The organism is Catenuloplanes japonicus (assembly GCF_000717135.1).
Lineage (GTDB): Bacteria > Actinomycetota > Actinomycetes > Mycobacteriales > Micromonosporaceae > Catenuloplanes > Catenuloplanes japonicus.
In genome coordinates, this window is record NZ_JNXY01000029.1 from 162,287 (window position 1) to 175,670 (window position 13,384).

The 13,384-nt window shown below is 68.3% G+C and carries 12 protein-coding genes and 1 pseudogene; 11 read left to right on the top strand and 2 right to left on the bottom strand.

What is annotated here, in order from left to right; all coding sequences use genetic code 11:
* Positions 1-10: 10 nt before the first annotated feature.
* From OP04_RS35130 to OP04_RS35150, 6 genes are all read left to right on the top strand, one after another.
* On the top strand, positions 11-829 hold the full coding sequence (locus tag OP04_RS35130) for a carbohydrate ABC transporter permease (protein WP_232323852.1): 819 nt from the start codon (positions 11-13) through the stop codon (positions 827-829).
* Between the two features lie 11 nt (positions 830-840).
* Complete coding sequence (locus OP04_RS35135; RefSeq protein ID WP_033344215.1) at positions 841-2,436, top strand: ABC transporter substrate-binding protein; 1,596 nt, start codon at positions 841-843, stop codon at positions 2,434-2,436.
* A gap of 4 nt (positions 2,437-2,440) precedes the next feature.
* Positions 2,441-3,109, top strand: coding sequence for a hypothetical protein (locus OP04_RS55995; RefSeq protein ID WP_051799566.1), 669 nt, complete (start codon positions 2,441-2,443; stop codon positions 3,107-3,109).
* Entirely contained in the window at positions 3,106-5,103 is a 1,998-nt protein-coding gene (locus OP04_RS35145) for a beta-galactosidase (RefSeq protein ID WP_033344216.1), read from the top strand. Before OP04_RS55995 ends, OP04_RS35145 begins: the two co-directional genes overlap by 4 nt.
* An 82-nt stretch (positions 5,104-5,185) precedes the next feature.
* Entirely contained in the window at positions 5,186-5,617 is a 432-nt protein-coding gene (locus tag OP04_RS53895; RefSeq protein WP_157240794.1) for a hypothetical protein, read from the top strand.
* Between the two features lie 922 nt (positions 5,618-6,539).
* Positions 6,540-7,304: a DUF6585 family protein gene (locus OP04_RS35150; protein ID WP_157240796.1), complete on the top strand. Its 765-nt coding sequence runs from the start codon at positions 6,540-6,542 to the stop codon at positions 7,302-7,304.
* Here the strand turns inward: OP04_RS35150 and OP04_RS35155 are convergent.
* Entirely contained in the window at positions 7,294-8,088 is a 795-nt protein-coding gene (locus OP04_RS35155; protein WP_033344218.1) for an SAM-dependent methyltransferase, read from the bottom strand. The two genes, OP04_RS35150 and OP04_RS35155, sit on opposite strands and share 11 nt — an antisense overlap.
* 461 nt (positions 8,089-8,549) lie before the next feature.
* On the opposite strand from OP04_RS35155, the gene OP04_RS35160 reads away from it, so the two are divergent.
* From OP04_RS35160 to OP04_RS35175, 5 genes and pseudogenes are all read left to right on the top strand, one after another.
* On the top strand, positions 8,550-9,533 hold the full coding sequence (locus tag OP04_RS35160) for a diguanylate cyclase domain-containing protein (protein WP_051799567.1): 984 nt from the start codon (positions 8,550-8,552) through the stop codon (positions 9,531-9,533).
* A 27-nt stretch (positions 9,534-9,560) separates the two neighbouring features.
* A complete protein-coding gene (locus tag OP04_RS35165; protein WP_051799568.1) occupies positions 9,561-10,181 on the top strand; it encodes a hypothetical protein in 621 nt (206 codons plus the stop codon).
* A 124-nt stretch (positions 10,182-10,305) separates the two neighbouring features.
* Positions 10,306-10,416 (top strand): annotated as a pseudogene (locus OP04_RS53900) (IS607 family transposase); the annotation flags it as partial.
* Positions 10,413-11,792 carry an IS607 family element RNA-guided endonuclease TnpB gene (tnpB, locus tag OP04_RS35170; protein ID WP_033344219.1) on the top strand — a complete coding sequence of 460 codons (1,380 nt, stop codon included), beginning with the start codon at positions 10,413-10,415 and terminating at the stop codon, positions 11,790-11,792. The pseudogene OP04_RS53900 and the gene tnpB, both read left to right, overlap by 4 nt.
* Positions 11,793-11,856: 64 nt before the next feature.
* Entirely contained in the window at positions 11,857-12,237 is a 381-nt protein-coding gene (locus OP04_RS35175; RefSeq protein ID WP_033344220.1) for a hypothetical protein, read from the top strand.
* Between the two features lie 3 nt (positions 12,238-12,240).
* On the opposite strand, the gene OP04_RS35180 is transcribed toward OP04_RS35175, so the two are convergent.
* Complete coding sequence (locus OP04_RS35180) at positions 12,241-13,371, bottom strand: DUF3500 domain-containing protein (RefSeq protein WP_033344293.1); 1,131 nt, start codon at positions 13,369-13,371, stop codon at positions 12,241-12,243.
* Positions 13,372-13,384 lie beyond the last annotated feature (13 nt).

Sequence of the window (13,384 nt, forward strand, 5' to 3'; positions counted from 1 at the left end):
CGGGGTCATCTTGACCGCGGTCGTAGTGGTCACGCTGTACCCGTTCCTCAACATCGTGGCGCGGTCCTTCTCCACGGAGGAGGAGATCCTGGCCGGGCGGGTGAACATCGTCCCGCGCGGTTTCGACCTCACCACGTACCGCCTGGTCATGTCCGATGATCTGTTCTGGACCAACTACCGGAACACGGTCGTCTACACGGTCACCGCCACGATCATCTCGATCGTGCTGACCACCTGCTACGCGTATGTGCTGTCCAAGAAGCACCTGCGCGGGCGCGGCCTGCTGATCGGCATCGCGGTCTTCACCATGTTCTTCTCCGGCGGCCTCATCCCGAACTACGTGCTCGTCTCCGGACTGGGCCTGCGGAACACGATCTGGGCCGTGGTCCTGCCGAACGCGATCAACGTGTTCAACCTGCTGGTGATGAAGGCGTTCTTCGAGAGCCTGCCGGCCGAGCTGGAGGAGCAGGCCGCGGTCGACGGGCTCGGCACGTACGGCACGCTGCTGCGGATCGTGCTGCCGCTGTCCAAGGCCGTCGTCGCCACCATGGTGCTGTTCTACGCGGTCGCCTACTGGAACTCGTGGTTCACCGCGTTCCTCTACCTGGACCGGGCCGAGCTGTTCCCGGTCACCGTCTACCTGCGGAACCTGATCGCGGGCGCGACGGACGCCACCTCCACCGGCAGCGCCGACACGGACGTCGCCCAGGTCGCGGCCAACATCAAGGCCGTGACCATGGTGCTGACGGTCGTGCCGATCCTGACGGTCTACCCCTTCGTCCAGCGCTACTTCGTCTCCGGGGTCATGCTCGGCGCCGTCAAGGGCTGAAAGGTCACGTCATGAAACGTATCGCCGCTTCGATAGTCGCATTATCCCTGCTCACCGCCTGCGGGTCGTCGCCGGAGAGCACGGACCTGGAGGAGAACCGCGCCGGCGCGATGGAGTCCTACACGATCGGCGCGCAGTTCAAGGCCACCGCACCGATCACGTTCGACATGCTCTACAGCGACCACCCGAACTACGCGATCAAGAACGACTGGCTGTTCTGGCAGGAGCTGACCAAGCGCACCAACATCACGATCACACCGTCCGTGGTGCCGGCCAGCGACTACAACCAGAAGCGCAGCCTCGTGGTCAGCGCCGGGGACGCGCCGTTCATCATCCCGAAGGTCTACCCGCCGCAGGAGACGCCGTTCGTGGCGTCCGGCGCGGTGCTGCCGGTCAGCGACTACCTGGACCTGATGCCGCACTTCAAGGACAAGATCGAGAAGTGGAAGCTGGGGGCGCAGATCGACACCCTGCGCCAGGAGGACGGCAAGTTCTACGTGCTGCCCGGCCTGCACGAGGAGGTCTGGCAGGACTATTCGCTGGCCGTCCGCACGGACGTGCTGCAGGAGCTGGGCCTGGCCGCGCCGCGCACCTGGGACGAGCTGCACACCACGCTGAAGGCGATGAAGGCGAAATATCCGGACTCGTACCCGTTCTCCGACCGGTTCGCGATCCCGGACCCGGGCGGCAACCTGCTCAACATGATCGCGCTGGCCTACGGCACCACCGGCGGCTGGGGCTACCACAACGAGACCTGGGACGGGCAGAACTTCGTGCTCACCGGCGCGATGCCGCAGTACAAGGCCATGCTCACCTTCCTGCACACGCTGGTCGCGGAGGGCCTGCTCGACCCGGAGAGCTTCACCCAGACCGATGATCAGGCCAAGGCCAAGCTCGCCGCCGGCAAGACGCTGGTGATCAGCACGAACGCGCAGAACCTGGTCAACGACTACCGCCCGCTGCTCAAGGACGGCGCCACCATCGCGAAGATCCCGTTCCTCGCGGGCCCCGCCGGTGAGGTCAAGGGTTACACCCGGCTGGAGAGCGGCATCATGATCTCCGCCAAGGCCCGCGAGTCCAAGAACTTCGTGGCGCTCATGCAGTTCGTCGACTGGCTGTTCTACTCCGACGCGGGCCAGGAGTTCGCGAAGTGGGGCGTCGAGGGCGTCACCTACAGCAAGGACGCCACCGGCACACGCATCCTCAACCCGGACGTCGACTTCGTCGGCCTCAACCCGAGCGGCACCAAGCACCTGCAGAAGGACTTCGGCTTCTCCGGCGGCAACTTCGCCTACGGCGGCACCACCGAGCTGCTCAACTCCACGTTCTCCACCGAGGAACAGGCGTTCCAGCAGGGCATGTCCACGAAGACGTCGATCCCGGTCCCGCCGCCCGCACCGCTGACCGACGAAGAACGCGAGCAGGCCACGCTCTGGGAGACGCCGCTCAAGGACTACGTCACCCAGCAGTCGCTGCGCTTCATCCTCGGCCAGCGCGACCTCGCCGAATGGGACGCCTACGTCGCGGAGCTGAACGCCAAGAACGGACCCGCCTACATCGAGCTGGTCAACAAGGCAAGAACCCGCTTCGCGGACAAGAACAAATAAGCACATGGGGGTACGGCCGGAGCCGCGCATCCTCGACAGCCGGGTGGCCCGCGCCGCCGCGATGCTGCACCGCCTCCTGACCACCGGGCTGTGGACGCTGACGGCCTGCTCCCCCACGGTCGCCGCCGGGCTCGCGCTCGGCGGCGACGTGTCCAACCTGCCGCTGCTCGCCGTGGCCGCGCTCCCGGTCGGGCCGGGCGTCGCGGCCGCGCTGTCCTGCCTCCACGCGCACCGGCCGGACCTGGCCGACCTGCACCCGTCCGCGGACTATCTGCGCGCATGGCGTGCGCTCGCGTCGGTGTCCCTGCGGCTGTGGGCGCCGTTCCTGGCGCTGCTCACGGTGCTGGCGATCAACCTGACGCACCTGGACGTGGCCGGGGTGCCCGGCTGGTGGGCGGTGCCGCTGACACTGATCGCGGTGGCCGCGTGCCTGTGGGCGGCGGTCGCGCTCACGCTGACCGCGCTGTCGCCGGACGCGCCGGCCTCGGTGGTGGCGCGGCGGGCGGCGTACCAGCTGATGTGTCGCCCTGGTCTGTCGCTCGTCACCGCCGTGCTGTTGATCGTGGCGGCCGGTCTCACGCTCGCCTGGTCCGAGGCCGCGCTGCTGATCGCGTCGCCGGTGCTGCTGCTGGCGCTGCTCCGGTCCGTCTCTTTCCTGGGGGAAACCGCGTGAAGATCCACTTCGGTGGCGACTACAACCCGGAGCAGTGGCCGGAATCAACATGGAAGGAGGACTACCGGCTCTTCGACACGGCCTCGATCGACACGGTCACACTGGGCGTCTTCACCTGGGGCCTGACCCAGCCCGCCGAGGACGTCTACGACTTCACCGTGCTGGACGCCGTGGTCGCACGCGCCGTCGCGGAAGGCCGCACGATCTGCCTGGCCACCGGCACCGGCGCACACCCCGCGTGGATGGCCCGCGCCTACCCCGAGGTCACCCGCGTGGACTTCGAGGGCCGCCGGCACCGCTTCGGCCAGCGCCACAACTCGTGCCCGTCCTCGCCCGCGTTCCGTCGCTTCTCTGTCGCCGTCGCCGATCAGCTTGCCGCCCGATATGCCTCCGCCGTCACCGCGTGGCACGTCGGCAACGAGTACGGCGGCGCGTGCTACTGCACGCTGTGCGCCGCCGGGTTCCGCGCGTGGCTCCGTGACCGTTACGACAGCCTCGATGCACTCAACGACGCCTGGTACACCCGTTTCTGGTCGCACACGTTCGGCGACTGGGACGAGATCGAGCCGCCCAACGCGCTGACCGAGCACTGGCGCGGGCCCGACCACACCGCCTTCCAGGGCATCACGCTCGACTACCTGCGCTTCATGTCCGACGCGATGCTGGCCGGCTATCGCGCCGAGAAGGACGCGCTGCGCCGTCACTCCCCCGCGCCGGTCACCACGAACCTCATGGGCATGTATAAGCCGATCGACTATCACCGGTGGGCGCCGCACCTGGACTTCGTCTCCTGGGACAACTACCCGCCCGACGACACCTCGCAGGCCCGGATGGCGTTCACCCACGACCTGATGCGCGGTCTCAAGGGCGGCACCCCGTTCTGGCTCATGGAACAGACCCCGTCGATCACCGCCTCCCGCCAGGTCAACCCGCTCAAACGCCCCGGCGTCATGCGCCTGTGGTCCTGGCAGGCCGTCGCGCACGGCGCCGACGCGGTGCTGTTCTTCCAGATGCGCGCCGGCCGGGGCGCCTGCGAGAAGTACCACGGCGCCGTCATCGGCCACTCCGGCCGCGACGACACCCGGGTCTTCCGCGAGGTGGCCGCGCTCGGCGCGGAGTTGTCCGCGCTCGGCCCGGCGACGGTCGGCGCACGCACCCCCGCCCGGGTAGCCGTCCTGTTCGACTGGGACAGCTGGTGGACGCTGGAGATGACCGACGGCCTCAACCGCCACCTCCGCTACCAGGACATCGTCCTCGCCTACCACCGCGCCGTCTGGGAATCCGGCGCCGATGTCGACGCCGTACCGGTCACCGCCTCCCTGGACGGTTACGACGTCGTGCTGGCCCCCGCCCTGCACATGCTCAAGGACGACCTGGCCGCGCGTCTGTCCTCGTTCGCCGCGCGCGGCGGCACGGTGGTGACGACCTTCCTGTCCGGTCTGGTCGACACGCACGCCCAGGCTTTCCTCGGCGATCCGCCGCTGACCGCGCTGCTCGGCATCCGGGTGTCCGAGTGGGACTCCCGCGACCCGTCCGTCTCCAATCCGGTAGCGCTCGCCGACGGCCCCGTAGTGGACGCACGCCTGCACTTCGACCTGATCACGCCGCTGTCCGCGGTCGTGGTGGGTGTCTATGGTGCCGACTTCTACGCCGGAACCGCAGCCGTGACCCGCAACGCCTTCGGCGACGGCGAGGTCTGGTACGTGGGCGCCGGCCTGGACGCGGCCGGCGTCTCGTGGGTGGTGCGGCAGGCGCTGGGCCGGCACGATCTGGTCGGCCCCTACGCGGACCTTCCCGGCGTGGAGACGGCCGTGCGGCTCGGCACGGACGGCACACCCCTGCTGTTCCTCCTCAACCACCACGACTCCGCGGCGGAGATCATCGCGGACCGGGACGGCACTGATCTGCTGTCGGGCGCGCCGGTCACGCGTGGTGCGACGATCCATCTTGCCGCTCACGACGTGATGATCATCCAAAGCTCACCGCGACATTGAACGTCCGGCCCCAGCCTGTGGCGGTAGCCGTTTCCCTGCGCGGCGCCGGCTGGACCAGCAGACGTCATCGAGGTGATCGTTGTTGCGCTCACTGCTCTTTCAGACCACCGGAAAGAGCAGGGAGCGCGCGGAGTGTCCCGGCTCCCGGCTGCTCGCGCTGGCGCTGGAGGTGTCCACGCCGCAGCCGAAGATCAACGATCTCTGCCGGCTTCTCGGCGGGCGTCGGTTCCGGCTCAAGCACGGAGACCTGTGCATCCGTCAGGCAGGCCGCGGCGTTCCGCACGTGAGCCGCGCCGCCACACGGGAGCAACGACGGGAATCGCGGCCTTGGGCCGACCCGCGCGAACCGGCTCCGACGGGGCGGGCAAAGCGAAGCGCCAGCGAAGTCTTTGCCCGCCCCGAGGTTTGCCCGCGGGAAGGCGGTCGGCGTGGGCTCGAGCACTCCGGACAGACTGCCCGCACACGCGTGTGGATCATTGACGTCGACGAAACGGCGGTCAAGACTGCTCGCTGACCGCCATTTCGTCGACGTCAATGATCCACAGACGGGGATGCGGCGGGCCTATCGCATGTGAACGGACCGACCACCCGGCAGCAGCAGTGCGGACCCCTCCTGCACCAGGACACGGCCGGCACCGGCCGCTCACGCCGGTCGCGCCCAGAGATCCAGTTCAACCAACTACAGGATGCCGACCAGACGCCCCTGCGGTTCACCACCGACGACGTCTTCACACGGCCGCACAGAGATCATCGAGGGGATACGCCGAGCCGAGCCACCCCCTCACCCTGACGCCAAAGGTCAATAGAGAACAAAAGGACCAGCCCGGAAGTGACTCAAGATCCTTGCATACGTCACTGCTGCTACTCGGCCGAGTAGCAGCAGTGACGTATGCAAGGATCTTGGAACCCGGAAATTGCAATCGCGCTATCCGGATGCGCAAGAACGGTCGAAGCCGTGGCAGGCAGGTCGCGCACCTTTGGCGAGCCCCGGCGTTGGGGCGCGGTGCCCGCTTCGATCGATCGGGCACCTGGTGCCGGTGGCGGCCCGGCACCAACACCGAAGGCCGGCACCGAGCTTTCGGCGTGAGTCTGCCTGCTAGGCGCAGGCAACTATTTCATGAAATTTCGGGCACGGAGGGCCCGTCGATCGAGGCGGCGCGGACTTCGACACGGGACGCTGACCGGAAATCAGGTCCCATCACGGCCCGGAGCTGAGGTGTTTTCACGCCCGTGAGGCGTCACCCGCGAGGTCGGGTGGACTCAGCAAGGTAAGTGCCCGAAATGATCCGCTAAGCGCCCAGCACGTCCAGCCGGGCAATGCGACGCGCGCCACGCGATCCGTGCCGCGCGTGGTCCGATCGTGAGAATGCGGGACATCGTCCGGAGTCAGCACCGTGCGTGATCGACGAATTGCCATGCGGCTCTACCGTGGAGCGATGCTGCCCGTCCCCCACAGCATCATCACCACTGCCGGCACGCTCGGCTTCGGCGCGGTAGAACACGTCTGCCGGCAAGCCTGGGTTCCCACCTTTTCGCTGTCGCTGAGTTTCTTCGGCGGGCTCGGGGCGCTCTTCGGCTGGGCCACCACGCTGACGACCGAGACGGACGGCATCGTCGTCGGTGCGATCAGCGCGCTCTGCCTGCTCATCGCCACCTACGGCGTGTGGGATTCGATTCGCTTGCGGAACCGACGCTTCTATCTCTGCGCGGGCGGGCTGCTGATCGCGGACCGCGTCACCGAGCTTCGCCGGCCCATCGCCTGGTCGGAGGTCGCTGCGGTGCGCCGCTACTACCTTGCGACGTACTCGGGCAACGGTCAGGAACTTCATCACCGCTGCCGGCTGCGCCTGACCGACGGGACCAGGATCAACCTGGAACGGCCCCCGCTCTCGGACGGCGAGGTGCTGTGCGCGGCGGTGGAGGCGCGTGTTGCCGAGGCGCTTCTGCCCGGTGTGGCCGGCGCGCTCGGGCGCGGGGAGACGGTCCGGTTCGGGCCGATCGTGGCGGACCAGCACGGGGTCGCGCACGGGGGTACGCGGCTGGGCTGGGAGGAGGCGGCGGGCGTACGCGTGCGGCGGGTTCGGGTCCGGTTCTTCCGGCGGGGCGGCGGGCAGGCCTTTTCCGCCAGGATTCGTGACGTCGACAACCTTGCGGTGCTGCTGGCCGTTGCCGCGCAGCACCGCATCACGGTCAGCGCTTGATCGCGACGCCGCCGCTCATCTGGACGTGCACGTCGTTCGCGGACGGGTCGGTGCCGGGTTCGGGGCGCCAGTGGTGGACCAGGACGACGCCCGGGTCCTCCAGCTCCAGCGTGCGGAACAGGCCCCTGACCTCGTCGTCCGTGCGCGGTTTCGCGGGGATGCCGCGGGCCTTGTAGCCGGCGGCGGCACCGACGGCCTGGGCGCTGTTCGCGGTGACGGTGGAGATGGCGAGCGCGCTTCCGGACGGGACCGCGGCCAGCAGTTCGTCGATGATCGCGTGCGCCTCGGCCTCGTCCGTGACGAACTGGAGCACGGCTATCAGGCTGATCGCGACCGGCTTGCTGAGGTCGAGCGTGTCGAGCAGCTGCGTCGACTCCAGGATGGCCGGCACGTCGCGCAGGTCGGCGTCGATGTAGGCGGTGGCGCCGTCGGCGTGCGAGGTGAGCAGCGCGCGGGCGTGCGCGAGGACCAGCGGGTCGTTGTCGACGTAGACGACGCGGGACTCGGGTGCGACCTGCTGCACGACCTCGTGCAGGTTGGGCGAGGTGGGCAGCCCGGTGCCGATGTCCAGGAACTGGCGGATCCCGTGGTCCTGGGCCAGGTGACGGGCGGCACGCACCATGTAGTCCCGGTTGGCCCGCATGGAGATCGGCAGGCTCGGCGACGACTCCATGATCGCCTCGGCCGCCTTGCGGTCGGCCTCAAAGTTGTCCTTGCCGCCCAGCAGGAAGTCGTAGATGCGGGCGGAGTGGGCGACGGTGGTGTTCAGCTCAAGGGGCGGCACGAGTAGAGAATCTACTCTCCGCGCGTCGTGGGTGGACAGCCGGTCTTGTCGCCCTTTTTGATCACGCTCCGTTTATATGTGCTGCTTCTGGCCGTCTCTTCCGGGAGATCAACTCTCCGTCGACCGATGCCGGAGCCCGGTGCCACGCCTCGCCGTGTCCGCAGTCGACTGAGTGTCGAAACAGTTCGCGCGGCTCGAGGGCGGCCATCGGGCCACGAGCACTCATCAGCCACGAGACGGACCGAGTCGACGCGCCCAGATGCCGATGACAGCCGCAGGGAGAGCTCCCCCTGGAATCAAGCGACTCACTCGCGCAAATACAGAAGGACGCAACTCCCACGCAAAGTCAGACGTGCCGATAATCGCCGACACGTCAACCGTCCGTATGTCATTTCACCCGTTAGGCGCACGCATATATCATCACCCCCGCATCGATCATCCATATCGAAAGGAATCGTCTGGTGGAGCTTCCCCACCGGCATCTCGCCTTCAACATGTTGGCAACTGTCGATGCACACGAGTGCGTGACGATCGCTGTTCGGGACCCCCACCTCGCCACCCTTCTGCGGGACGCCCTTCTGGAGGAGGAACTCGAGTCCACGGTGAACGCCGAGCCCTCGGGCACCGGCCCGGTGATCCTCGACGCGGACGACTTCATCGACCAGGAGACCGGCGTCGTGGCAGCCTGCCGGGAGCACGCCCGCGCGGGCCGGCCCGTGATCGCACTCGGCCCGCGCGCCCACGGTCTCGCCCTGCTCAGCCAGGAAGGGCCCTCGGTCTACATAGCGAAACCGGCGCACCCGGCGGAGATAGCCGCGCGTACGGCCAGTCTAATGACTCGCTCCCGTGAGTGCCGGGACTCCTCGCCGGACACCGGGCTTCCCGGTTCCCGGCGCCTCCGGTCCGAGCTGGAGCGGCGCCTACGAGAGCACACCGACACCGCCTTGTGCCTCATCGACGTAGACCGTTTCAAAGCGGTGCACGACGTCTACGATATCGCCCGCGCGAACGCGTTCATCTGCTGCCTAGGCACGGTTCTCTCCGAGACGGTGACGCCGGGCGAAAAGAATCCACCGTTCGTCGCGCACATCGGCGGCGACGATTTCGCGGTCATCTGCGACCCCGACCGGATACGGCCACTCACTCAGCAGATCGTACTCAACTTTGAATCAAGGGCCGACAAGCTCTACGACAAAAGTGACGCGCAGCGCGGGTTCGTCGCCGTCAAGAACCATCACCAGCACACCATGAGAGCCGCACTGGTAACCCTGTCGATAGGGATCAGCCTGTCGTTTGGCTCCCGTGAGACACTCACGCTCGCACAGATCATCGGAACCGCGGTGTCGATGCTCAAGGTGGCCAAGAACCAGCCTGGATCCTACGTCGCCATCGACCGTCGGCCGCCGCCCGCGCTGCCCGCGCTGGCCAACCTGACGGGTTCCTGAACGGAACCGCAGAGACGAGACCTCACGATGCCGTTGACCGCCGAATCCTCCTCGTTCGCCGCCATCGCGCTTCCCGCGGCCGCACTCGTCCTCAGCTCGACCGCGGTCGGCGGCCTGATGACCACGTGGATGTCCAGCAGCCGCGACAACGCCAACACCCGCCGTCAGCACTACGCGGAGATAGTCCGCGTGCTCGTGGCCTGGGCCGAGTACCCGTACCGGATCAGGCGCCGGACCAGTGACGAGCCGGAGGTGCTGGCCGCGCTCGCCGAACAGGGCCATCTCATTCAGGAACAACGCGCTCACGCGACGGGTTGGGTGTGGGCCGAAAGCCGGGCAGTCAGCGTCATCCTCGAGGAATGCATCCGCGATCTGTCGATCACCGTGGGTCCCGCATGCCAAGAGGCGTGGAGACACGCGCCGGCCACGACCGCCGCTGCCATGAACCTCGGTGACATCGGTCCTCGGGGTGTGGCAGACATCGTTCGCCGCCTCGAGGACGCCATCAGATACCGATTCGGAATCCGCCGCATTCTGCCCGCCTGGCTGGCGCTCCGGATGATTCGTCGCCAACAGGCCGTGACCGCCGGCCGACTTGCACTTCCTCCGCCGGATGACGAAGAGGCAAGGCAACTTCCCACCTCGTAGGCAGCCGACCCCGGGATTGACGACACCGACGCGTTCGCACCATCCACAGTTGACTGATTGATGAAACAGTGAGCATGGCCAATGGCGACGGCAGCCGATACGGGGGCGGATACCTGCTGACATGGACGAGACCGAGATCCTGACCTCGTTGTGCGCCCGGCTGTACGGCCGTCGCGCTGCCGCGAGCCGTGCCCGCCGCGCTGTCGAGGCCGCTACCGGAAGCCGGCCGGTATGAAGACGATGCAGGCGTATCGGTTCGCCCTGGACTTGACCCCAGGGCAGGAACGCGAAGTTCTTGCGCACGCAGGGGCGGCCCGGGTCGCCCATAACTGGGCGCTCGCCCGGGTCAAGGCGGTCATGGATCAGCGCAGCGCCGAGCGGTCGTACGGCGTGCCGCAAGAGCGGTTGACGCCGCCGCTGTCGTGGTCTTTGGCCGCGCTGCGTAAGGCGTGGAACCAAGCCAAGTGCGACGTCGCGCCGTGGTGGGGCGAGGTGTCCAAAGAGGCGTTCAACACCGGCCTCGACGCCCTCGCCCGCGGGCTGAAAAACTGGGCCGACTCCCGCAAAGGCCTGCGGGCCGGACGGCCGGTCGGGTTCCCCCGGTTCAAGTCCCGCCGCCGCACCACACCATCCGTGCGGTTCACCACCGGGGCGATCCGGGTCGAACCGGACCGGACGCACGTCGTCCTGCCACGGATCGGCCGCCTGAAGCTGCACGAGTCGGCCCGCAAACTCGCCCGCCGCCTCGAAGCGGGCACGGCGCGGATCATGTCCGCGACCGTGCGCCGTGACGGCGGACGCTGGCATGTGTCGTTCACCGTCGAGGTCGAGCGTGCCGCACGCAGCCCTGCCCGGCCACAGTCCGTGGTCGGCGTGGACGTCGGGATCACACACCTCGCGGTGCTGTCCACTGGCGAACTGGTCGGCAACCCGCGTCACCTGGCCGCAGCCCAGCAACGGATGCGTACGCTCGGCCGGGCGCTGTCGCGGAAGACCGGTCCGGACCGGCGTACCGGACGACGGCCGTCGAAACGGTGGGAGCAGGCCGCTGCCCGGCTCGGCCGCGCGCACGCCCGCGTGGCCAATCTTCGGCGTGACGGCCTGCACAAAATCACCACCCGGCTCACCCGTGCGCACGGCACCATCGTCGTCGAAGACCTCAACGTGGCTGGGATGCTCGCCAACCGCAGGCTGGCCCGGCACGTCGCCGACGCCGGGTTCGCCGAGATCCGCCGGCAACTCACCTACAAAACCTCATGGAGCAACGGCCGGCTACTCGTGGCCGACCGCTGGTATCCGTCCTCGAAAACCTGCTCGGCATGTGGCACGGTGAAAACCAAGCTCGCCCTGCACGAGCGTCAATACCGGTGTGAGGTGTGCGGCCTGGTCATCGACCGGGATCTCAACGCCTCACACAACCTCGCCGCGCTCGCGGCCGAGTACGACACCGCCGGGAGTGGCCCGGTGGCAGCACGTGGAGCCGACCAGAAGACCCGCGTACGCGGGCAGGTGGCCATGAAACGTGAACCCGGCACCACATCCGTGGGTCAGACCGGGACCGTCCTACCGCAAGGCAGGACTACCAACCGTGCGCTTGTCAAAGCTTACTGAAAGGTAACGGTTGATGGCCGGCCGTGGATGCCGTATCGGTCCGAACCGACACGAGGGACAGCGGATGAACAAGCTCGTCAAGACGGCGTACGCGATCGCCGGCGGCATGATGCTCAGCACGCTGGTGGTGGCACCGGCGCAGGCCACGACCGCGCACGGCTGCGGATGGCCGCGGGTCTGCTTCTACCAGACGGCGGCGCGCTACAACGCGAGCAACCCGAACGCGGCGTACCAGGACATGGGCTACCAGACGCTGACCACGGCCGCGAAGGGCGCGGACAAGATCTACAACAGCCGGAACGACGACGGCGCGCTGCTCTACACGCGCTGGGACGACGGCTCGTCGCGCACGTTCTGCGTCTTCCCGAACGAGACGGTCACGCTGCTGAGCGACGAGACGGTCTACGCGATCAACATCAAGGACTCGGAGATCTGCGCCGGCTGACGGTCAGCGGTGGAAGTCGGCCAGGTGCCGGGACAGGACGTCGTCGCCGAAGTCGTTGTCCGGGTCGCGCCAGACCGTGTGGACGTGGTTGGCGTCGCGCTGGGTGTTGTCGTACTCGGCGAGCAGGCCGGGGCCCTGCAGCCGGTAGTAGTGGGGCAAACCTGGCGCGACGCCGCCGGCCCAGGCGAAATGGACGTCGTGCAGGCGGTCGCCGGCGAACTTGGCGGCCTCCTGCGCGGCCAGCGGCTCCGGGATCCGGCCGATGAAGACGTCCAGCAGCGCCCGGAGGATCTCCTGCTGGGCGGGCGTCAGCAGCACGGCCGGCACGCCCTTCGGCGCGGTGGTCAGCCGGACCTGGTCGTGGTGCTCCGGTCGTACCCCCGCGCGGGTTTCTGCATTGTGGTGGACGGCCGTCACCAGGTCGCGCAGCCGCGGGTCGGTGAACTGCCCGCGCCACACGTCGGGCAGCGGCATCAGGCGGTCGCCGTCGGCGATCCGGGGGCGGTTCCCGCTGACGATGTCGACCGGCGCGACCGGGCTGATCAGGGCGCGGGCCGACTGCTCCTCGTCGAGCGTGCCGAGCAGGTCGCGCGCGAGATCCTCGGCCGCGCCGAGCGGGCGCAGCATCAGGCCGCCGAGCAGCGGGGACGTGGCGGGGTCGGCGCCGAGGAAGCACGGCGTGCTGGCCCGGACGCGGCCGTCGAGGACCAGGTGGTGCACGGAGACGTGGTGGCCGCCGAAGCGCCACGACCAGGGGCCGGTCGGGCCCGGCTCGCCGAAGACGGTCAGCCAGTAGGCCAGCGGGTCGCGGTTGCGCTCGCGCTCCCAGTTCGCGGTCCAGCCGTCGGCCTGGTCGAGCACGTTCTCCAGGCCGATGATCGTCGATGCGGTGACGTAGCCGGGCCGGGACAGACCGGTCGCGAGCAGGCGCATCGCGTGCTGCTGCTGCACCGGGCGCATCCGCTGCAGCGGGAGGCCGCCGTGGTCGGTGGGCGTGTAGTACCACCGGTGCCGCTCCGCCTCCGACGGCCAGGGCCGCACCGCGTGGGCGCGCTGGTCCGGATCGAGGGAGTCCAGCCAGTCCCGTGCGGCTTCCATCATCCGGTCAGCGGTCACCGGCTCAGTATCCGTCATGAACACCAAGCAT